The sequence below is a fragment of the Paenibacillus sp. FSL H8-0034 genome, from assembly GCF_038000305.1.
In the GTDB taxonomy this organism is placed as follows: Bacteria; Bacillota; Bacilli; order Paenibacillales; family NBRC-103111; genus Paenibacillus_S.
Genome location: NZ_JBBOBS010000001.1, coordinates 4,491,219 through 4,511,717, shown reverse-complemented (window position 1 = coordinate 4,511,717; position 20,499 = coordinate 4,491,219). Strand labels below are relative to the sequence as shown.

22 protein-coding genes and 3 pseudogenes are annotated in these 20,499 nt (G+C 44.1%); 13 read left to right on the top strand and 12 right to left on the bottom strand.

Translation table 11 applies throughout. The annotated features are described in order from the left end of the window. Nucleotides 1-90 precede the first annotated feature (90 nt). The 5 genes from fsa (at nt 91) to NST47_RS20285 (ending at nt 3,821) form a co-directional block, all read left to right on the top strand. The gene (fsa, locus tag NST47_RS20305) at nt 91-753 is read left to right on the top strand and encodes a fructose-6-phosphate aldolase (protein WP_341156743.1); all 663 of its coding nucleotides are present in this window, start codon (nt 91-93) and stop codon (nt 751-753) included. Nucleotides 754-1,238: 485 nt separating this feature from the next. Then, a complete protein-coding gene (locus NST47_RS20300; protein WP_341156742.1) occupies nt 1,239-1,775 on the top strand; it encodes a histidine phosphatase family protein in 537 nt (178 codons plus the stop codon). Nucleotides 1,776-1,998: 223 nt separating this feature from the next. Then, on the top strand, nt 1,999-2,466 hold the full coding sequence (locus NST47_RS20295) for a hypothetical protein (protein ID WP_341156741.1): 468 nt from the start codon (nt 1,999-2,001) through the stop codon (nt 2,464-2,466). Nucleotides 2,467-2,471: 5 nt separating this feature from the next. After that, nucleotides 2,472-3,020 carry an aldose epimerase family protein gene (locus tag NST47_RS20290; RefSeq protein ID WP_341156740.1) on the top strand — a complete coding sequence of 183 codons (549 nt, stop codon included), beginning with the start codon at nt 2,472-2,474 and terminating at the stop codon, nt 3,018-3,020. 357 nt (nt 3,021-3,377) lie between these two features. After that, a complete protein-coding gene (locus NST47_RS20285) occupies nt 3,378-3,821 on the top strand; it encodes a cell wall hydrolase (RefSeq protein ID WP_341156739.1) in 444 nt (147 codons plus the stop codon). A gap of 493 nt (nt 3,822-4,314) precedes the next feature. Here NST47_RS20285 and NST47_RS20280 read toward each other — a convergent pair whose 3' ends face one another. After that, nucleotides 4,315-4,845 carry a GrpB family protein gene (locus tag NST47_RS20280; RefSeq protein ID WP_341156738.1) on the bottom strand — a complete coding sequence of 177 codons (531 nt, stop codon included), beginning with the start codon at nt 4,843-4,845 and terminating at the stop codon, nt 4,315-4,317. A gap of 71 nt (nt 4,846-4,916) precedes the next feature. Here NST47_RS20280 and NST47_RS37200 point away from each other — a divergent pair. Beyond that, nucleotides 4,917-5,063: pseudogene (locus NST47_RS37200) on the top strand (phage infection protein); the annotation flags it as partial. A 142-nt stretch (nt 5,064-5,205) separates the two neighbouring features. On the opposite strand, the gene NST47_RS20275 reads toward NST47_RS37200, so the two are convergent. Further along, nucleotides 5,206-5,754 (bottom strand): hypothetical protein, encoded by a 549-nt coding sequence (locus tag NST47_RS20275; protein WP_341156737.1) that lies wholly within the window; start codon nt 5,752-5,754, stop codon nt 5,206-5,208. Between the two features lie 334 nt (nt 5,755-6,088). On the opposite strand from NST47_RS20275, the gene NST47_RS20270 reads away from it, so the two are divergent. After that, nucleotides 6,089-6,505: a VOC family protein gene (locus tag NST47_RS20270; RefSeq protein WP_103110907.1), complete on the top strand. Its 417-nt coding sequence runs from the start codon at nt 6,089-6,091 to the stop codon at nt 6,503-6,505. Between the two features lie 284 nt (nt 6,506-6,789). Here NST47_RS20270 and NST47_RS20265 read toward each other — a convergent pair whose 3' ends face one another. The 4 genes from NST47_RS20265 to NST47_RS20250 form a co-directional block, all read right to left on the bottom strand. Continuing rightward, nucleotides 6,790-7,215 carry a DoxX family protein gene (locus tag NST47_RS20265; RefSeq protein WP_341156736.1) on the bottom strand — a complete coding sequence of 142 codons (426 nt, stop codon included), beginning with the start codon at nt 7,213-7,215 and terminating at the stop codon, nt 6,790-6,792. Further along, complete coding sequence (locus tag NST47_RS20260) at nt 7,212-7,640, bottom strand: SRPBCC family protein (protein ID WP_341156735.1); 429 nt, start codon at nt 7,638-7,640, stop codon at nt 7,212-7,214. Before NST47_RS20260 ends, NST47_RS20265 begins: the two co-directional genes overlap by 4 nt. Nucleotides 7,641-7,702: 62 nt before the next feature. Next, nucleotides 7,703-8,659 carry a sigma-70 family RNA polymerase sigma factor gene (locus tag NST47_RS20255; RefSeq protein WP_341156734.1) on the bottom strand — a complete coding sequence of 319 codons (957 nt, stop codon included), beginning with the start codon at nt 8,657-8,659 and terminating at the stop codon, nt 7,703-7,705. Between the two features lie 424 nt (nt 8,660-9,083). Beyond that, a complete protein-coding gene (locus NST47_RS20250; RefSeq protein WP_341156733.1) occupies nt 9,084-9,986 on the bottom strand; it encodes a ketopantoate reductase family protein in 903 nt (300 codons plus the stop codon). A 148-nt stretch (nt 9,987-10,134) separates the two neighbouring features. Between NST47_RS20250 and NST47_RS20245 the strand changes: the two genes are divergently transcribed. Further along, on the top strand, nt 10,135-10,686 hold the full coding sequence (locus tag NST47_RS20245) for a TetR/AcrR family transcriptional regulator (RefSeq protein WP_341156732.1): 552 nt from the start codon (nt 10,135-10,137) through the stop codon (nt 10,684-10,686). A 327-nt stretch (nt 10,687-11,013) separates the two neighbouring features. Beyond that, entirely contained in the window at nt 11,014-11,904 is an 891-nt protein-coding gene (locus NST47_RS20240) for a hypothetical protein (protein ID WP_341156731.1), read from the top strand. 239 nt (nt 11,905-12,143) lie between these two features. Here the strand turns inward: NST47_RS20240 and NST47_RS20235 are convergent, their stop codons facing one another. From NST47_RS20235 to NST47_RS20225, 3 genes are read right to left on the bottom strand one after another with little or no spacing between them, the layout of a single operon-like run. Further along, complete coding sequence (locus NST47_RS20235; protein WP_341156730.1) at nt 12,144-13,034, bottom strand: alpha/beta fold hydrolase; 891 nt, start codon at nt 13,032-13,034, stop codon at nt 12,144-12,146. Nucleotides 13,035-13,052: 18 nt separating this feature from the next. Next, entirely contained in the window at nt 13,053-13,493 is a 441-nt protein-coding gene (locus NST47_RS20230) for a DUF1330 domain-containing protein (RefSeq protein WP_341156729.1), read from the bottom strand. 55 nt (nt 13,494-13,548) lie between these two features. After that, entirely contained in the window at nt 13,549-14,160 is a 612-nt protein-coding gene (locus NST47_RS20225) for a DUF2239 family protein (RefSeq protein WP_341156728.1), read from the bottom strand. Between the two features lie 859 nt (nt 14,161-15,019). Here NST47_RS20225 and NST47_RS20220 point away from each other — a divergent pair. From NST47_RS20220 to NST47_RS20210, 3 genes and pseudogenes are all read left to right on the top strand, one after another. Then, nucleotides 15,020-15,127: pseudogene (locus tag NST47_RS20220) on the top strand (excalibur calcium-binding domain-containing protein); the annotation flags it as partial. A gap of 30 nt (nt 15,128-15,157) precedes the next feature. After that, nucleotides 15,158-15,673: pseudogene (locus tag NST47_RS20215) on the top strand (TerD family protein); the annotation flags it as partial. A 57-nt stretch (nt 15,674-15,730) separates the two neighbouring features. Then, entirely contained in the window at nt 15,731-16,390 is a 660-nt protein-coding gene (locus NST47_RS20210) for a vWA domain-containing protein (protein ID WP_341159715.1), read from the top strand. A 124-nt stretch (nt 16,391-16,514) separates the two neighbouring features. Here NST47_RS20210 and NST47_RS20205 read toward each other — a convergent pair whose 3' ends face one another. From NST47_RS20205 to NST47_RS20195, 3 genes are all read right to left on the bottom strand, one after another. Then, nucleotides 16,515-17,093, bottom strand: coding sequence for a histidine phosphatase family protein (locus NST47_RS20205; RefSeq protein ID WP_341156727.1), 579 nt, complete (start codon nt 17,091-17,093; stop codon nt 16,515-16,517). A gap of 93 nt (nt 17,094-17,186) precedes the next feature. Beyond that, on the bottom strand, nt 17,187-17,828 hold the full coding sequence (locus NST47_RS20200; protein WP_341156726.1) for an HAD family hydrolase: 642 nt from the start codon (nt 17,826-17,828) through the stop codon (nt 17,187-17,189). A gap of 1,104 nt (nt 17,829-18,932) precedes the next feature. Then, nucleotides 18,933-19,532, bottom strand: coding sequence for a TetR/AcrR family transcriptional regulator (locus NST47_RS20195; RefSeq protein ID WP_341156725.1), 600 nt, complete (start codon nt 19,530-19,532; stop codon nt 18,933-18,935). A 125-nt stretch (nt 19,533-19,657) separates the two neighbouring features. On the opposite strand from NST47_RS20195, the gene NST47_RS20190 reads away from it, so the two are divergent. Continuing rightward, nucleotides 19,658-20,350: an SDR family NAD(P)-dependent oxidoreductase gene (locus tag NST47_RS20190; RefSeq protein ID WP_341156724.1), complete on the top strand. Its 693-nt coding sequence runs from the start codon at nt 19,658-19,660 to the stop codon at nt 20,348-20,350. The last annotated feature ends 149 nt before the right edge of the window (nt 20,351-20,499 follow it).

The window sequence follows — 20,499 nt, the reverse complement described above, 5'->3', positions numbered from 1 at the left end:
GCAGTCCGTGCATAGTTGGAATGTTTTTGGAGATTATGCCGGATTGTGCAAGTCATCTAAAATATAACCATATAACCGGAGGTAATAACAATGAAATTTTTTATCGACACAGCAAACCTGGTAGATATCAGAAAGGCTTACAAAGTAGGCATCTTGTCCGGTGTTACGACTAACCCATCCCTAGTTGCCAAAGAAGGTGTAAAATTCGAAGATCGTATCGCTGAAATTTTGCGCGAAGTACCTGAGGTAGAATCCGTTTCGGCGGAAGTAACACCTGAGGCGGAAACAGCTGAAGACATGATCGCTCAAGCAAATGAACTAATCAAAATCAACAACAACGACAAAAACATCACCATTAAGCTTCCGATGACATTGGCAGGTTTGGAAGCATGCCGTTACCTGACGAAAAAAGGTGTAAAAACGAACGTAACCCTGATCTTCACTGTGAACCAAGCGCTTTTAGCCGCTCGCGCTGGAGCAACTTATGTCTCCCCGTTCCTGGGCCGCTTGGATGATATTTCGGAAGACGGCGTTTTGCTTGTAACGAAAATCGCTGAATTGTTCCGTACTCATAAGCTGGATGCACAAATCATCGCGGCATCTGTCCGTAACCCGGATCACGTAACACGTGTGGCTATGGCTGGCGCGCACATTGCAACCGTTCCTTTCTCAGTCATCGAACAATTGACCAAGCATCCACTAACAGATCAAGGCATGGAGAAATTCGCTGCCGATTGGAAAAAATCCGTGTAATAAGCTGCACTCAGCTTATCGAGAAACCCGGTCCTTATTAAGGACATGGGTTTCTCTTTTTGTTATGTACGCGTAAAATCGAGGTCATGATTTTCTTTTTTTGAAAATGGAATTGTTAATGAGCTGCTAGTGCGATTTGTTGGACAAAAAATTGACTTTTTGGCGAGTCCCGATTGGTTCATACACCACCAATAAGGTGACATAATTATAATTATGTAAACTTATGATAACTAAGCATTGCGGTTGCTACCAGATCTGCGTTAGCGCAATGACCTGGAATGTACAAGTACTATAGCACAAATCATTCTTGTCATTTTTAACTATCAAGAATGTGATCCCTGTCGCCAGCACCGAAAACTCGCGGTGATTGTACGGCAAGCTCCTCGCAATCAGTATTGGTCTGGATACATGCAATTTCGGACTAAGTGTTCCCATTTTGTGGTATAATTTTATCAATATTGCTAAACCTGTAAGGAGGAAATTGTGTGATATACGTTGTAAGACATGGACAAACAGATCTGAACAAAGAAGGAAGGCTTCAGGGAAGACAGGGTTTGCAATTAAACGAATATGGAATAGAACAAGCAAAATCTTTAGCGGAAAGTCTTAAAAATATTAAATTTGATTTAGTTTATTCTTCCCCTCAGGAAAGAGCTATACAAACAGCTGAGATAGCAACAGGTATGAAGGCGATAATTGATAATAGACTTGATGTGTTTGATTTAGGCGAGGCTGATACTCTGAAAAGAGGCGAAGTCAAGATGGCTGGATTAGCACCTGATTCCAGTGTATATAGAGGCGTTGAAGATATTCATAGCTTCATAAAGAGAATTTTCGAATTTATGCATCAACTTAAGAATGCGTATAGCACAGGAGCTACTAACATTTTGCTATCTGGTCATAGATGTACAACAGGCTGTATAGGTGCTTATTTTGAAGGTATCCCGAAGGATAATAATGTTTTAAGGTATTCCTCAGAGAATGGACAATATAAAATTTATAAATTCCTTCGTTCAATCTAAGTTCAGCTCCGCATCACCTTAGCGGGGGCTTGAGTATGACATACGAGTCTAACAAGGGACTTGGATGCGTCTGGTGGGCGGTATACGTTTGAATCGAATTAAACCGGGATGATGCCGGGTGTACCCGAAACGCAGAACAAGCACGCACCGCTTCGGCCAATGCGTGCTTGTTCTGCGTTGGAATCCATCAATTTACGGTTGGGCTGGTTGATGTTATGATCATGTGGAAGGGAATCATAGTGGAGTAGTAGAGGGGGAAAGCCTTATTGAGAACGCATACACAAAGCCTCATGTTTTAACGCTAAAGGGCAAGTTTATCATTTTGTTCATGGTGTTGATCTCAGTTCCGTTCTTCATTTGCGGTATATTGGTGTACAACAAGTTTGCCGCCAATATTGAAACTAACACCCGCAATGCGACAGAGCAGCTTATGGAACAACTGGGTAACAACCTGGACAGGTTCTCTAATGAAGTCGAGCGACTTACTTTGGCGCCTGTCAGTAATACTGAGGTATTGAGGGTGCTGGATAATCACAGTATGACAAAGCGTAATATCGTATATTTGGCTACTGATGAGCAGAAGCAGATAATTACATTATATGGCCAGGCACAGTCCGCCGGGCTGAATATTGTAGCGCAAATTCCTGTATGTGGAAATACACGAGCGGGGAGCCGAGCTGCACAGTTTTAAGCTAATTGAGGATATGGGAACGGAATATATATGGCTTTGCCAAAACAAAAGTCTTCGAAATTGAACAACAATCGACCAACGAGGTCACATTTCTTCTTGTAAGTTCGCCATTCACGATGGAGCTTTATCCTTTCGAATTTTCATTGCGGCTATGTTACTCCTTGGATGGGAGAAAGTTAAACATTCATTATACGGTACATAATACAGGTGATAAAGAGATGTATTTTTCATTGGGTGCTCATCCTGGTTTTTTACTTCAGGAACCCATTCATCATTATTATCTACTTTTCGAGCAGAATGAAACCATTTACGCGTACAGATCGCATAATAAATTAGTAATGGAAACTCCCGATGCTTGTATGTTGGCGGATAGTAACCGGCTGCCTCTTGATTATGACCTGTTTGCCAAGGGGGCATTCGTCTGTAAAAACCTCCGGTCCAACCATTTGCGGCTTTGCTCCGACCACCTTACCAAGGCGGTGGAGATAGGCTGGGATGGCTTTTCGGTTGTGGGGATTTGGACAAAGGAAAATGCCGCCTTATGTGTGTATTGAACCCTGGAACGGACATGGGGATACCCAAAGTTGCTCGGGAAACATTGCGGAGAAGCCCTTGATCACTCGGCTTGACAAAGGCGCTCGGTATACTTCAATGATATATATAGGTATAGAGGAGTGGCAAAGATGAAATAAGGTATTCCGTTGTTGACATTGTGTGGTACCAAAACATGTTCGGAATCGGTTTGCGTTGGAGCAATGAAGGAGCAAGATGAGGCTGCCGTTTTCTCACCTAACGGGCAGAAGAGTGTGATGGAACGGCTAATTATTATCGCTCTCTATTTTTCCGGAGTAATACATTCGCTTCACCACACCTATAATATGATGAGTCTAGAAATCTAAAGAGGTGAGCCAATGGCAGTCGTAAAAGCCAGGAAACAGGATATTGATATGTTGGCAAGGTTACTTCGAGCTGAAGCTGAGACCGAAGGCGAAATGGGCATGGTCCTTGTTGGAAATGTTGGCATCAACCGAATAAGAGCGGATTGCTCCGATTTTAAAGGAATCCGGACAATTCCCCAAATGATCAACCAGCCGCATGCGTTCGAAGCGTTGCAACATGGTTTGTACTATCAAAACGCAAGAGAGAGGGAACGCCGTCTGGCGCAACGGGCTGTGGATGGGGAACGGAATTGGCCAGGAAAATTTTCCCTATGGTATTTCCGTCCAGGAACGTTTGAAAATCCCGGACCATGTCCGCCAACTTGGTATAATCAGCCGCTCGCAGGACGATACAAAAAGCACTGTTTTTATGAACCGACCGCGAATGAATGTGAAAATGTATATAATACGTTTTAATTTTATAAACGAAAAGAGCTCAGGATTTCTTAATAAGAACTTTATCTCATTGAGTGCCGCTTAAATTGCGGCTTCTTTGGGTTAAGTGGTATAAAGTTGTTGTCACACATGTGAAAGGCCGTCCGATGTTGGATGACAAGAACATTAGCTTAATAAAGTCTACTTGAATAAAAAAGGAATAAAAAAGGAAAATCACGATGGGTGGAAAATATTGTTCTCGGGGGTTAGAGATTGAGTTAATTGAGTTAACAGAAAGACGGATCAAATTCTTATCAACCTACAATTTCGCTTCATACATATTCACAAAACTCGTATTTTGTACATATGTATATAAATCAGGAAAGCCACGATTTACGCTTAATGACTTGTCATCCGTCAGATGATTGTGTGTGTCGGATGACAAGAACATTGTCCGATTAACCCTCAATGGTCTGGTCTGTCTTCCCTAAAAATTCGTTAAAAACAAGAATGAGCCGAATCCCATACGGCTCATCTAATAATAACGTTCCTTGCCCATTTTGTACCAATTTAGCGCTTTTCTTTCTAGCTCTTTAACAAACTCATCTTTACCGTCCATATAAGTTTCAATGTCCCTTGGGAACTGTTTGGCGAGGCTTTCTTTTAAATCTCCATAACGATTTGCTTCATCGGGATGCGTTCGGAGGTAATCCCTTACCGCCAAATGGCGAGTAATATCTTCCTTGTTATCCCCTTGAAACACATGCACTTGATGTGTGCGATTTTCTCCGCCTTTTCGAAAATATCTTCTTCCTTTCATCCCGAGCTCTCCCATACATTGGTAACCAAGTTCTTCCATTCGTTCATTAAACGAATCTATTTTTTTAATATCTTTTACTACTGGCATGATATCAATGATTGGTTTGGATTTTAACCCTGGAACTGAAGTGCTACCTATATGATGAATGTCGATTAACTCATCACCAAAAATATCCTTTATTTTTTGAGATTCCCCACTAAACTTTTGTTTCCAATTATCGTTGTATTCTGTAACCACAACATTCATCTAATTAGGTCATTAACAAGATGACGACCAAATCTCGAACCCAGAGTCTTATTGGGATGTTAATACAGATGGTCATGGGTGCGGTTGTTGCCTTAGTCGTTGGATTCGAATTAACGTAGCTGGCAGAAAACATGGTGGGACTGCATATTCCACAGTTTATGGATACAGCCCTTTTCTTAACGATTACCTTTTTTAGCTTTTTCCTTATGATATCTGCATGATATCTGCGGCCATGTCGCTGTTAGGCACCTGTTTGTTTTTTCATTAAAGAGTTTCCTGTTTCAGTACAAAAAAAACGAGCCTCTAGATCACGCTTCTAAAAAGCCCCAAAATAATAAAAAAGTATATAAATAAATTAAACTAACAAAATGGCCTCTTGTTCACCCTCGCGATCTGATCTAGAATGGCTTGCTGCGCGGTGTGCTGCACCTTATGATTAATCGTTAGATACAGATTCTGCCCCTTGACCGGCTTGGTCAGCTTCATGTCGCCGACGATCCGGCTCATGCTGTCGATTTGATAGGATTTATAACCGATAAGCCCCCGCATCTCCTTCTGATACATCAACTCGATGCCGTCGTAGCCGACCTCCTCGGAATCCAAATACTTAAGCGTGGGATCCGATTGATCCGCGTTGATTTCTTTGTAAAAGTCCAGATTCTCCTTGGCTCCCTTCATCTTGTTCATATAGCCGACCAATTGAACTGCGACCCGGTCGGGTCTGTACTGGTGGATGCGCTCCTCCACGAACTCCATGTCCGGATACTCGTCGCGGTGCTCGCTAAGATAGGCGATCTCTTCTTTTGACAGTCCCGATTTGATCCGTCGTTGTCGGAATGGCAGATGCGTTCTGCCTTTGATGTCCATAGCCTCGATAACTTCCTCAGTCGTCAAACTGTAGATAAGCAAAACGTACGTTTAGTGAAGAGAACAAGAGAAATGTAAGCATGAAAAAGACATTTAACCTGTTCCTCATTCCGTCATTCGATACCTACCCTTTAATTGTCATATATTTGTCATATATTCAGACGAATTCCTTTTTAGAGAGGTTCAATCTTTATCCCTGCACAATAAGAATAAGCAACCTTACGGGAATGGCGGGTATCCGAACTCAATACCAAGTTATTTTTCAAAATTTACGCTTCCGAATCCATGAGACCGATGAATTCCCGGATCGGCTGTCGTCTATATAAACGAAGGCATAAATGAACACATACTAATTTGACGAAGAGGTGTTTTGAAAATGGCATTAACGTCCGCATTCACGAGCTTCAACCTGCCTGTAAAAAACGTAGAACAATCGAAAGCGTTCTTCACCGGACTCGGATTCGAGCTTAACCCGCAATTCCCCGATAACGAGAATTCGGTAGCCATCGTGATCGGCGACAACCTGCAGGTCATGCTGATCAATCAAGCATTCTTTAATACGCTCACGGAGAAGGAATCCGTCGATACGAGCAAGTATGCGCAGATGACGATCGCATTGGCCTTCGAGAGCCGGGAAAAGGTCGATGAAATCGTGAATACCGCAGTCTCCTTGGGCGGGAAATTACACGCTGAACCTGAAGATCATGGGTTCATGTATCATTGGGGCTTCGTGGACTTGGACGGCCATCTGTGGGCCATTAACTACATGAACATGGATGCGGCACAAGGTTAAGGCTAACGGAGAGCACGCTCGTACCAGGGTTCAAAAAGAAAGACGCCGGGCACCTTCCCCGACGTCTTCTTCGCGATGATTAGTTGTCTATACTTTAGAAATAATTCGCAATACCTCACGCCAGGACTTGAATACTGTAACTATCCTCCCGCTACTTTAAATAGCCAAAAGAGGAGATACCCGAAGCAATCTCCTCCACTATTGTATCCGTTAACTTAATGGAGCTAATCCCGTAGCGACGCAACAAAAAGCCGCCGTTTTTTTCCTCGGCGGCAGTATAGATATTATTCGCGTTCCCAGAGAAGATTGCGCAATCTTCGATCGACCAGCCACAGCGCCCCCCAAGCCAGTATGGCGACATAGACGGGAAACAGCAGATGAGACCACAACGGATTATCCAGCCTGAGATGTGTAGCCACCGCGCCTCCTAAGTAACCCGTGAGCAGTAGCGCCCCCAGGAACCAAGTTCGCGGAATGGCATACAGGACCGTGCAGAGCAATACTAATACGCCCAACGTTACAAGGTGGTGCTCCGCGAATCCGAGCGTGACCGTGCCTTCTACCACTGGTACAGGCTTGGTGAATTTCCCGATCCCATCGAACAACATGAACAGAATGACAATCCCTCTCATGGCACGCGCTGTCCATAGCCTCGCACTAGAGATTTCTTTTACTGGCGGTGTCCTCGTTTTCATATTCGTCTCGATCATCGGGATTCCTCCGTATATTTCTTGAAATTATCCAAAATCGCCTGCCATCCCGCCTGTTGCATTTCTAGGGAATGCGTGCTTTCCGCGTCAAATATTTCAATCACCTTGGTTTCGTTTCCTTGTTTCAGGAAGGAGATCTCAACCGTTCTCCCGTCTTCCATTGTGTATGAAATCTGCTCATGCAGCTTCACGACGTCGTATGTTCCAAAGAAGTCAAACCCCATGCTTCCGTCTTTTGCTTCCATTCGAGTAAGGAATTTGCCTCCAACCCGCAGATCATTCTCCGCCTTAGGTGCGTGCCACGACTCCGAAGCTTGATTCCACTTCGTGATGTGTTCCGGCTCGGACCAGTACCTCCATACCTTCTCTACTGGTGCTTGAACGACTGCTTGCACGGTAACTTTCGTCGATTGATTCGTTTCCATTGTAATAACCACCTCTCTTGTTTTTAGTTTTCACTTCTATAGACGAAGCCAATCGACGAAATTCATCGGTCCAATCGATCCGGAAGTCCGAAACGGGCAAATAATTTTCTATTGATGAAATTTTGGACGTGGTATACTTTGTTGTCTTTCACTTCTAAGAGGTGAATCCCCCAAGGGACCAAACCGTTCTCTTCCCTGCTCCACATATACTGCGCTAACGCAGGAAAACCGCCATTCGCCGTAACCGGCACAAACCGGGATCCCTCGCAATGCCAACGCGTAAGCGTGAAGAACTTGAACAAATCGTCCTTGCCGCGCACCCACATAGGGAAAGGAGGCATAGACATCCGACCTTCTTCATGGAACAAGGCAACCAGGGCATTGATATCGAATTGCTCGAAGGCTTCCACATAACGTGACAGCAATTCCTGATCAGGTGCCTCTTCGCTCCTATTGAATTCATCGGAACGGAGTTGTTCCCGCTCCAACGTATCTCTGGCTCTCTGCAGAGCGCTGTTTACCGCTGCCGACGACATGCCTAACGTCTCTGCGATCTGCTTAGAAGGCCACTCGAATACATCCTTCAGAATCATCACCGCACGTTGACGGGGAGGCAAGAGCTGTAAAAGTGTAATAAAACAGATATGCAGCGTATCTTTACGAATGAAAATATCTTCCGGATTATTCGAAAATTCAGGGGCTGGCCAAATCCAAGATGAGTCAGGCAGCGTCTCGCGAGGTTCGACAATGGATTCCGCTGGGCCGGAGAAGTCTACGGGGCGAATGCGGCGCTTCGATTGTCTTAGCTTGTCCAGGCATATATTTGAAGCGATCCGATAGACCCACGTTTTAAACGAGGATTCCTGTCGGAAGGAGCTCCAGCTTTGCCAGACGCGGATGAAGGTTTCCTGCACGGCATCGTCTGCGTCATCGATAGACCCAAGCATCCTATAACAGAACGAGGTTAACCCTGGCTTCAACTCGTCAAATAACTGGAGTTCTGGTGCGGTTACTTTCATTGCGGTGTCCACCCTTCATGGAACGAATTCTTCAATACTCTTCAAGACTCTTCAATACTATAATACCTATTGAAGAATTCGTTTGTATATAAAAAAAGAGTAACACGACCAGATGGCGGGCAACTCTTTCTTCGTGAGGGAATCCAGGGCAGAAGGATTCCTCCTGTAACGGCATATTGATATGTCCGTCTTGCTGCAGAGCATCGAAGATTCGATTTGACTTCTCAATCTCGTTCTACATTATGCAGATCGTCACCCGTTTCCCGGTTTCGATCGGCAAACCCCAGGGCGCATCCGAGAACATCAAAGTGTCAAATATGTTGTGACTTTACTGTTTCCCCGATGCAATATCTCCGATAATTCGGAAAATCTGATATATCATAAATGAGGCGAAAACAAGTACCAAAAATTACTGAACATGTATTTACGACTTGATATCATTTTGACTTAAAAATTTCATTAAATCATTATTCAGCTGCACAATCTCATTGTTAGCATTATTCGCATAATCCGGCAACATCATATCCCTAACCATTTTAGTTCGTAGCCATGTCATAAAGAAAAGATCCAAAAATAAGTTTGGCAATTTAAGCACCATTTTAAGTATTGGTGGATCAATTGAAACGCCAGCTTTTTGTATTGCCCTCAGATATGCTTTTAAAGTGACTGTTATTTTGCGTGCCGTCTTTCTGGCTGTTTTTTTGTCAATTATCTTATTCTCAGAATGCAAAAAGCTTAACATAGCAATGTCTGATACGGAATGTGTGATTAGATACGCTTGCATATCCTTTTTAATTACGTAGGGAAGCTTTGCTGTTTTAAATAATTTTGCGAGGTGTTCTATGCGTTCTGTTACTACACCATTCATTTCTCCAAACACAGTTGCCGCTATAATCTTTGGTAGAAATCGAGCATGCAATACTCCATTTTTAATCTGTCCGCCGAAGCCGGGAAAAGCTGGTAAAAGTCTATCCCCTACGATATCCAGCCACGAAGAAAATCCAATTGGATTATTAGTCATCGCAACTATATTTTTACTTTGATTATCTTTTAGCGCTAACAACGCTGATTCGGACCGATCATAACGAACGGTAACGAAAATAAAATCGTATACATCGTCATTTTCGAGTGTATCAATGACATTCACTTGTATCGATCTAACTTTACCTTTTTCTTTATATTGCAGGCCATTTTCTCTTAATGATTTAAATCTATTAGAACGTGCAAACAGGGTAACGTCAAACCCTGCTTCAATGAACTTAATTGCATACATGCTCCCGATGACACCTGCACCAAAAATTAAAATTCTATCTTGTTTTGCTGACATGAAAACCACCCCTACTTATTAACATTTCCTTTTAATTATCAGACAACATGTTGTATGATGTGATTATAAATCTTCATTATTCCTTGATCAACCATCAGTTTTTTATTATTTGTCGGATGATATTCTTATTCGCTAGCAGGAGGAAAACATGAAAAAGCAACCCCAAATAACGGAGAAAACAAGACAAAAGCTTGTAGAAGTTTTTTGTGAGTTATATAGCCAAAAGCCGATTGAGAAAATTTCGGTTCAGGAAATTGCGAATAAGTCAGGATATAACCGCAGCACCTTTTATCAGTACTTTACTGACATTTACGAATTGTTAGACTCTGTTGAAAATGACTTATTGAATGAATTAAAAAAAGAATTGGCGAATAAAGAGCTATCGATGCATACGGTTCAAGATACGCTCTATTGTCTGGACAATAGAGAACATCTCCTGGTTCTTAATGCCCTTTTGGGTGATTATGGAAGTGCCCGTTTTTTAAAACGCTTAAAAAAAGAAATTACTTTGGATCAATTAGAAGTAAACGTTCCGCAAAACCATTCCTTAACGCCATACTTAATTGAGTTTTACCTGACAACTTCCCTTTCTTTATTTCGTCTTTGGCTCCAGCGTCAAAAGGATTTATCGTCAGAAGAATTTTTCAAGTTAGTGGAGAACCTATATTCAAGAGGGATTACGCCCTATTTTAAAGATTGAGTCTGTCATTCAAACCAAATCCATATGTTGTATAAATACAAACTTCTGCAAGTTTTTCTTCAGAGAAATTGCCTCTATTTGTGATATGGTTAGTATAACGATACTATCGGCGAAAAATGCGAAGGAACTGCTGCTGCGCGGTGATCTGCTGGTTCCGTTCAACTAAATATTGGGAGTGAAGTTGTGTATGGCTGAGTATAAAGATAATAATGAGGAAGAAAAAGGGAAGAACCTCCTCCATTTTATAGTTGATCGTCCCGGCCGTGTCGCGGGGAATCCCCCTCCGCTGCTCAGGGTGCGAGTATCTTCCTCGGGAGGGCGATGCCAATGAGGGATGCTACGGAGGGTCAGCAGAAGCACGGGCAGCAAGAACATATCGAGACGCTGCCGCTGTTCTCCACCACGGATAAGAACGGACGGATGACTATGCTCACGCCGGGACGTAGCGTCGGACGCGCGGCTCCGCTGATGCCGTGGCTGCTTACAGCCGCTGCATTGTGGGCGCTGACAGGCTCCGTGCCGTTCGGCGCACTACTCGGCATGGCGCCGACACCGGCGATCAGCATGTTCCTCGGTCATCCGGTCACAGTGGGCGTCGCCGTTTTGCTGCTGTTCGTTGCGATCGGTACGACCGGTGTAGTGTACTCGCGATCGATTGAGCAGTTCGGACAGACCAGGGTGGCAGGCCTGTTCAAGACGCTATCGGTAGCAGGAGGGCTCGCAGCAGTCGCGGGAGTCCTCCTGCTCTGGACGCTGACAAGCAACCCATCGCGCCCCTTTGACCTCGAGGCCATAGCGACATCGCCGACGATCCCGCTTGAGCTCGGCGCCGTCGTCGGAGCTAGCTTCGCCCTCTGGGCCGCCATCGCGCTCCTGCGGTTGCCCGGCTCTATCGCCCACGCCCGGCGGCGTCAGGCGGACATCGAGCGACTCCGCGCGGAGGGTTCGTCATACACCGGGACGTTGACCGCCGTGAATTTTACTAACAGTTGGCTCTTTAATTTGCCGATGTTCACGGTTGAGGTAAATTATATCGTTGACGGTGCTCCACGTGTCGTACCAGCACATATGCGCACCAGCGACGACCGCGTTCCCGTCGTCGGGTCGCGAATGATCGTGCTGACCGATGATCGCGGAACCACCCACGTGGAGCTGGACCTGGCGAGTGGAGCGGCATTCGAGCCGGACGTGGGTAAGTACGCCCCGTCGGACGGTTGATTTTACGGCCCTGATGCAATAAAGTTACTTGAATAATTCGTTTCTGAATCTGACCATCGTCTTTTTGGAAAATCCCAACAGAAAAAGCGCCGGCTCACGATGTTATCATGAAACCGGACGCCGCTCCCACCCGGGTCGTATGCGCTATGGGTGTAAATTGATTAGCGCTGTGCCCCTAGCCTACTCATTCCCATTGGACACCGCGGGACTCCGGCTGGTTGCTATTCAGGAAGTGCGTGTCAATTGCGACGAGCCGTTCGCTCTATGCCATCAGCGGTTATTTTGTACAGTTGATGCGGCAGATCGTGTCCCATGCCGTCAACCACCATTAGCTCGGCGCCGGGGATGGCAGAAGCCGTGTCCTCGCCACACGCTGGGACGAACAGGGGATCTTCCACCCCATGAATGACAAGTGCTGGTACTTTTATGGTCGCCAGCCGCGGACGCCGATCACCGGAGACAGCGATCGCAGCAATTTGTCGTCCGACACTGCCTGGATCGTAGGCTCGCTGGACTTCCTCCAGAATGAGCGCCCGATAAGCGTCCTCTTCAAACGGATAGCCGGTGCCAGCGATGCGTTTGGCAAAAGCGAGGCTGTGCGCCAAAAATCCTGCTTCATCCTCAAATGGGTTCGGCGCCGGTGTAGTCATCATCGCCATGACTTCCGGGGAAGATTGCGGAAGGGCGGGATTACCGGAACTGGACATAATGGAAGTGAGTGATAAAACCCGTTCAGGGTACTCACTGGCTGCAATCTGGGCGATCATTCCGCCCATCGACCTGCCAACGAAATGTGCCCGGTCAATTGAAAGGGCGTCGAGCAGTCCGATAGCGTCGTTGGACATGTCATCGAGAGTGTAAGGGATGTCTGGTCGCTGTCCCGACATGAGAGCAGTCGCCAGTGCGTCAAAATCCAGCTTCTGATAATGACTAAAGTGCGTCGAACAACCTACGTCGCGATTGTCAAAGCGAATCACGCGAAAGCCCCGCGCTGCTAATATCCGACAAAACGAAACCGTCCATCGGATCATCTGGGTTCCAAGCCCGGCGATTAGGATAATAGTCTCGTCATTTTCGTTACCGAAACTGTCATAGGCCAAATCGATGCCGTTTACTTTCAGAATGTTCATGATCATCTTCTCCTCCAATTAATTCGATAGCGGAAATTCTTTCATAGGCAAAAGGCGTGAATCTTCGATCGCTGCAGTCCGATGCCCGATACCGGCCAGGTAGTCTTGATGACTTGAAAAAGCAAGAAACGACTGCGCGCTGCTCTGGCGGATCAGCATAACAAGATCCCATCTTTCGTCTTCGGGTCCGATAAGAAACTCTCCGCCTTCGCCAAGAAACAGCACTTCACCTCCGCTTTCACGGAGAAATGGGAGGGTGTGCTCAATGTAGCGGTTGAAAGCTTCGGCACCGCTGATTGGGGCCTCCGGTGTTAGTTCAGGATTGGCTGTGTAATCGGCAACATCACGAAAACGCAGCAGGTTCAACATGACGATGCTGCCTTCAATGCCTCGTTGCATAAACCTCAAGCCAGCGCGTTGCGAAGGTTCGATGTAACGAATAGTTTCAAACTCTGTCATAGCAGCTGCTTTCGTAGTTCCTTTTTTAATTATTTACGCCTCCACATGCTCTCATTTATAAGTTTCCTTCAGGGAATGCATTAGCGGCTAATTTTTTGACATGGTTTCTGATATCAGGTGCCCAGTCATCGATGAAGTGGTAAAAACGATCCAAATCACCAGCATACAGTGCCCGCAGAGCTTCTTCGTATTGATGGAAGTTCCCGGCCATAGCTGTCATGAAGTTATATGTAGCTTCTTGTGACTCTCGGATATTGCTCTGTTTTTCTCCAGCACGGCGAGCCTCATCAATGAGTTTTCGTAATGTTACCGACGCCCCTCCAGGTTGACTCTTGAGCCATTCCCACTGTCGTGGCAATAATGTAACCTCACCGGATACAACCCCCAGCTTGGGTCGACCGACCCGCCGTATAGGCTGGTGATTCACTTCCGTACCGGGTAGGTCACCAAACTGTTCTTCTAATCGTTTGAGCACATCATCTGTCTTCCCACGAAAATCAACATCTATTGGCTTCCCTGTGGAATCGTCAAATATAAGCAGCTGTGTAAGGTCTCTGTCATCCAAAGCACCCTTCACTGTAGTAACAACGTGCTGTAACGATCCACTCGCGATGACTCCCACACCCAAAAATGCCGTGTAGTAAAAGTGCGTTAGAGTATTATTCATGCTGACCTCCTTTCTGATTGCTCCACCAATTATACCCGGGTAAAAATAAAAAATCAATATTACCCGGGTATAATTTATTTTGTCGTTCGTTATGGAGAAAATAAATGCAAAAGACGCGGCCTAAGAGGACCGCGCTATTGAGGGCTAGTGTTTGCTTTATGTTGTACATGCTGTGTTTTATTACATAACTAAAAAAAGCCGCAATTTAAGCGACTTTCAATGTAACAATGATGTTGACTTTCGACAATCGTTTTGTCGGATGATAAGAACCTGATCACTCCTTGTTGAAAGCTTCTCACGAATGCGCATATGTATATTTTTCAATTTTGCGACTGTTTCCTGCCACTCCCCCTCGGTAATACCACCCGTGCAGTCCACGTTCAAGCGGAGGATATTAGCCATTCTCTTTGTCAAAGCAGTAATCCCATGCACTTACCAACTTCTCCTCGGTAAAAAGATCCAGCTTCTGGGAAGGCTCCTCCTCGCTGACACGAACCTTGGCCGCTTTGAACTCACTTTCGCTCTCATGTCATTGCTTTCGTTGTAAAGGTCCGTTTTCCTCGAAATAAACTCTTTTTGCGTTCATTACGCCGAAATCACCGTGGGATGGGTAATACTTCAACGAGAGGCATCAAGGAAACACAGAGAGCCAAAGCCAGAAAAAAGGACAATAACCTTCACCGATAGTATCCACAGATATGTACAATCAGGTAAACATTCTTCAACTGACTATGGTCCTTCAAACCTATATTTGGTATAGTTAGATGAATACATAATGCCAAAATACCCCAAATATCGGGAGTAAGTGACGATTATTGATAATGAAAAAGTTATTCATTTTGCTAGCAGTGTTCATTACAACAACTGCACGGAAGTAAAAAGAGCAGACAAATCTCCTCTGCACCGCAGTGGTCCAGATTATAGCAGCAAGCTTGACAGAGACAATGACGGAATTGCTTGTGAGTAGCTCTCATATTCTGCTGAAAGGTTGTGTAATATGAATGTACTGAAAGGTCAGAAAGTCGATGTTACCAAAGATAGAAACTTAACTGATATCGATGTATACTTGGGTTGGAGTTCTACAAATAAGGAAATGGGATTAGATTGTGCTGCTTTCTTGCTGTCTGATCAAGACCGTTGTGAAAAGGAAGAGAACTTTATTTTTTATGGAAATCCATTTAGTCCCGCTTCCGCGGTCTCCCACTCTACTATCAATCAAACCGATAATGAAAAATTAACGATATCTTTTCCAAAACTGCAGCATGAAATCAAAAAAATAGCATTTACCTTGACTGTGTATGATGGCGAGAAGTTGGGACACCAATTTGGGCAAGTGTCGAACATGTACATTCGTATCGTTGATCGTATCCATAACCAGGAATTACTTCGATACGAATTTGGCTCCGATCTTACAAGAGAGACGGCCATCGTTGTAGCCGAACTTTATTTATATAAAAATGAATGGAGATTCAATGCCATTGGTAGTGGTTTCTTTGGCGGATTAGCAGCGCTTTGTAAAAACTACGGTCTTGAAGTCGAGGAAGATACTCAAGTAGCTGCTGCTTCTGATCTGTCCCCACGCAAAAAAATCGTACAAGCTGCATTTGAAAAGAAAAAGCTGAATGGCGTTGTTGCCAGAGTCGGACTCGTTTTAGATATTTCAGGGTCGATGCGAAATCTGTATCTTAATGGCACTGTTCAGGAAGTTGTAGAACGCATATTAGCTGTTGCCAGTAAATTTGATGATAACCAAACCTTAGATGTGTGGATCTATGATAACGAATTTAGCAGACTTCCTTCTGTTAAAGAAAATGGAATTGAAAACTATGTAGCGAAGCAAATACTCAATAATGAGACTCTTCATAAATTTGGTCGGAATAATGAGCCGTTGGTTATGGAGGATGTCATTCGTAAATATACAAAAGAAGAGCCGAGCACACAGCCAGCTTTCATTGTATTTATTAATGATGGTGGCGTTGTCAAGCCTACTAAAAAGGTTATTGTCGAGTCCTCTACGCTACCGATTTTTTGGCAATTTGTTGGAATTGGCAATTCAGACTTTGAATTGCTTCGGAAGCTAGACGAGATGGAGGGGAGATTCGTGGATAATGCTAATTTCTTTCACTTGGACGATATTTCCGCCATATCCGATGAGAACTTATATGATCATTTACTTCATGAATTTCCGGAATGGTTGCAAGCCGTTAAAAGCAAAGGTTTAGTATTGTGAAACAACCTATTTAATCTGTTTTACCGTCTCTCATCGCCTTTATCTGCATCGTTTTGCAAATGGGGGTACCGCCAACAAAACGCGAAAATCGTACGCTAAGCGAAATCCGGCATATCATTTTGTTTCAGCCAATACTATTCATCATTCGAGTGACTTCTTTCAATTCTAAGTCTTCAAAATGCATTTTATAGATATCTGGTTTCTTTAATTGATTAAAAAAATCCAAATCATAATTTGAATCAAAATAGTTCATCATCAAAGTCATAACAAGTCCATGTGTCCCCATAGCAATTCTTTTTCCAGCGTGTACTTTTAATATCGTTTTTATTACTTCTATCGATCTTTTCTGACATTCAGAGTTAGACTCTCCTCCCGGCAAACAATATTCAGGATCATTGAATTTCTCTCTAAGTTTAGACATTAACTCAACATTCTCAATAATATAATCTTCTCCTGCAAAATGTAGTTCTCTGAGATCTTCAAATGTTTTGATTTCTAATCCTAAGTATTGTGCCAATCCCTCAATACTCAGGATTGCTCGATTATAAGGGCTGGATATAATTAATTCTATTCCTTCAACTTTAAGTATTTCAGTAACCCTTTCAACATCTGCCTTACCCTTAGCGGTAAGTCCTCTTGTTCTTTCATTTCCTTCTGTATATGGCGATTCTGCATGCCTTACCATGTAGATAATGGTCTTCATATAATCCTCCTCGAGTTACTTACATTGTCATTGTCTGTATTACTGTGATTTCACATAACGTTCTGAAGTTTGAACACGCTGGCGAATGCTCTCTCAGGTTACATTGAGGATAATGTCCTTTAGTTCAATCAGAGTCTTAATTCGATAGCTGGCCTGTGAGAAGTCATGTGTTTGTGTGAAGTCGTTATGGACAATAGCACAGTCGATACCAGCCGCCACGGCTGAGTTCAACCCTCTGTTTGAATCCTCTACAACCAGGGTTTCTTCTTGGGTAGCTCCGAAGCGCTTTAAGCCGGTCAAGTAGGGTTCCGGGTGCGGCTTGGTGCGCTCGTAGTCTTCGCGAACAAGGACGAATTCCATGAATTGTCTAATCTGGCGCTTTTCATGAATAAGTTGAAAATCCGCACGTTTTGCAGTCGTCACGATGGCCATGAGGACGTATTTTGACAGTTCGGCTAAAGTTTCAACTACGCCTTCAATCTCTATGGCTTCTGTTCTTAGATATTCCTGATAAAAGACGTTGCGAACCTCACGCTGCTTGCTGATGGTTTGTTCATCAATACCTGCCGCCCTAGCTTGGGACCAAGTGCCCAATGACTGGGTCATGTCACGGAGGTATTGATCTTTATCCAAGGTAAATCCAATGTCAGCCAGAGCGCGTTCTCCTGCTTTGTAATACCAGAATTCAGTATCAACCAGAACCCCATCATGATCGAAGAGTATGTACTTTTTCATCGTTTCGTTCTCCTTTGTCAGCTGCGTCAACCTTGCGTGCCATCACGCACCGTTGATCACCCATAAGTAGATGGGCCACAGATATTCGCGTTGTCGGTGATGGCTTCCTCCAAACTTGCTTAACGCTGACCCTGTTTGTCGTATTCTGTTTATAAATATATTACCGAAATGTCGACGTAAACGAAAGCCTGAGATTTATGTCTCGCTCTATTTAAGTGATTCAAATTATTGTTTTGTAACAAATACTAATGCCATCAATGTTATGTAACCATTTTCGGGAATGGGATAAAATTCTTGTCATTGCCACGTGACAAGAACTTTATCACATAAAACAAAGAAGCCGCGATTTACGCGACTCTTAATGAGATAATATTCTTGTCTCCCCATACATATTCGTAGAAAAATGGCACAGCCTCCTCAATTTTCTTGAGTAGCTATACCTCTTCTTCGTCCAATTAACTTTTTCAGCAGTCGCTCCCGAAGGATATGGGCTTTTTCTTATGGTAATTAAGTTTTATGGAATTTCTTTCTACTCATAAAATACCTTAATTTTCCGTGTGTCTCAAATATATCTGCTGTATCAAATGTGAGCCCTGTGTCTTGCTGTACCTTTATCGCTTCCATAGTAGAAGTCCTATTGATCAAATGATGGAGGATTAGGATAACATCTGTGTTGCGCTTAAAGATCACTTCATAAGACATTTGGCCATCCTTTCTATAGCACACTACCATCTATTTCTTATACGATTTATCGATATTGTTATTTTTACCCGAAACCTTGGTATGTAAAACGTGTAAAAACGATAATTACTGCCTATATATTTCTAATAAGTTTCCATTATCGAACGTGAAGTAATCCCTTCCCTTCTGATTTCCGAACAGGCAACCATCGCATAGTTGTAGCTGGAACCCACCGCTATTCCTATCTTCTGCATCGGTAATCTTTTCTGGATTTCTTCTATTTGTATATGATGTCCCTCTAACAGCATCCGCATTCAACGATTGCAAAAGTAGAGCAAACAGCAAGTCGGCGTTAGAACGCAGCGAGATCTTCCCAATGTCGAATGCCTTTGAAGTCAGGCGAGAAAAGGAGCCGCAGCTTCATCATAGTCCCCACCCTTTTATCAGATGTCGAGCAGCAGTTGTCGCCCGTTCTGCAATTTCTTCATTTGTGAGTTTCATGTGTGTGAACATACCTTGGAAATACATGTCGGTAAAGCCTTGACTAACAGCAAGATGTGCTTCCATCAATTCGACGATTTGACTCCAAGTCGCATGTGGCACTGCTGCTTGAACTAACGAAAGCAGAAAATCAATCATCTCGCGTTTTTGTTCATGAAATTCTGTGAATTGAGTCCCTTTCATTGCTACAAATAATTCAACACCAACAAATTGATCAATCGCATACAGCACATAGGTGCCCGCCGTCGATGCAAGAGCGTCAACCGGATTATTTCCAGACGTATCCAGCGCGGCACGCATTTTCGTTGTAAGAGCGGTTATATACGCGATCCCAGTGGCCTCAAGCAGACTCTCCCGGTCTGGAAAATGACGATAGGGGGCGGCTGAGGATACCCCGGCACGTTTGGCTACCCTAGCAACAGAAAAACCAATAAGTCCAACTTCTGAGATTAACTCCAATGAGGTCCGAATCAGTGTCTCTCTCAGGTCGCCATGATGGTAGCTCCGTTCATTGATTGACATGTTATCACTTCCTTCATTTTGATTGTACACTATACCCTACTTGAATGTAATAGACAACTTACATTCTTTCTGGTAGTATGTAAGCATACTCTTACATTAGAGTGAAAAGAAAAGGAGCTGTTTATATGACCCTTACTTTAATAACCGGAGGCAACAAAGGGCTTGGTTTCGAAGCAGCACGACGCCTCATTCAATTAGGTCATACCGTTTATATCGGCGCCCGAGACGCAGAACGTGGCATGAAGGCAGCCAGGGAACTTGACGCCCGGTTTGTCCTACTCGATGTAACGGATACTAATTCCGTCAATGCCGCTGCAGCAGAAATTATGCAAAAAGAGGGACATCTCGACGTTCTTATCAATAATGCAGGGATCACTGGTGCATACAAAAAGCCCGAAGATATCACAGTTGATGATATTCGCCAGACTTACGAGACCAACGTCTTTGGTATTGTTCGCGTTACGCACGCTTTCCTTCCCTTGCTTCGACATTCGGAGTCTCCCGTTATCGTCAATGTCAGCAGTGGGCTAGGATCTTTCGGCATGGTTACGAACCCGGACACTTTAGAATCGAAAGTGAACGCACTTTCTTATACTTCATCAAAGTCAGCTGTAACCATGCTCACAGTGCAATATGCAACTGGGTTGCCAGAAATTCGGATCAACGCTGTAGACCCGGGACCTACGAAAACCGACCTCTCCGGCCATGGGCATCAATCCGTTCAGGAAGGCACGGATGCTATCGTTAGAATGGCCACTATCGGTAAAGAAGGACCAACAGGAACCTTCACGGATCGTAAAGGTGAAGTCCCCTGGTAATGGATAGCAAGAGCAGACTTCGTATTATGAGGTCAACCAGTTTTTTCTGGTTGATCCTTTTTTATTGCTTTTATGCAAGTCCCCAGCCGCGATCACTCTTATTTATATATAGCACAGGATTTTCTTTCCAATAGTTTTCGGTATCTGCT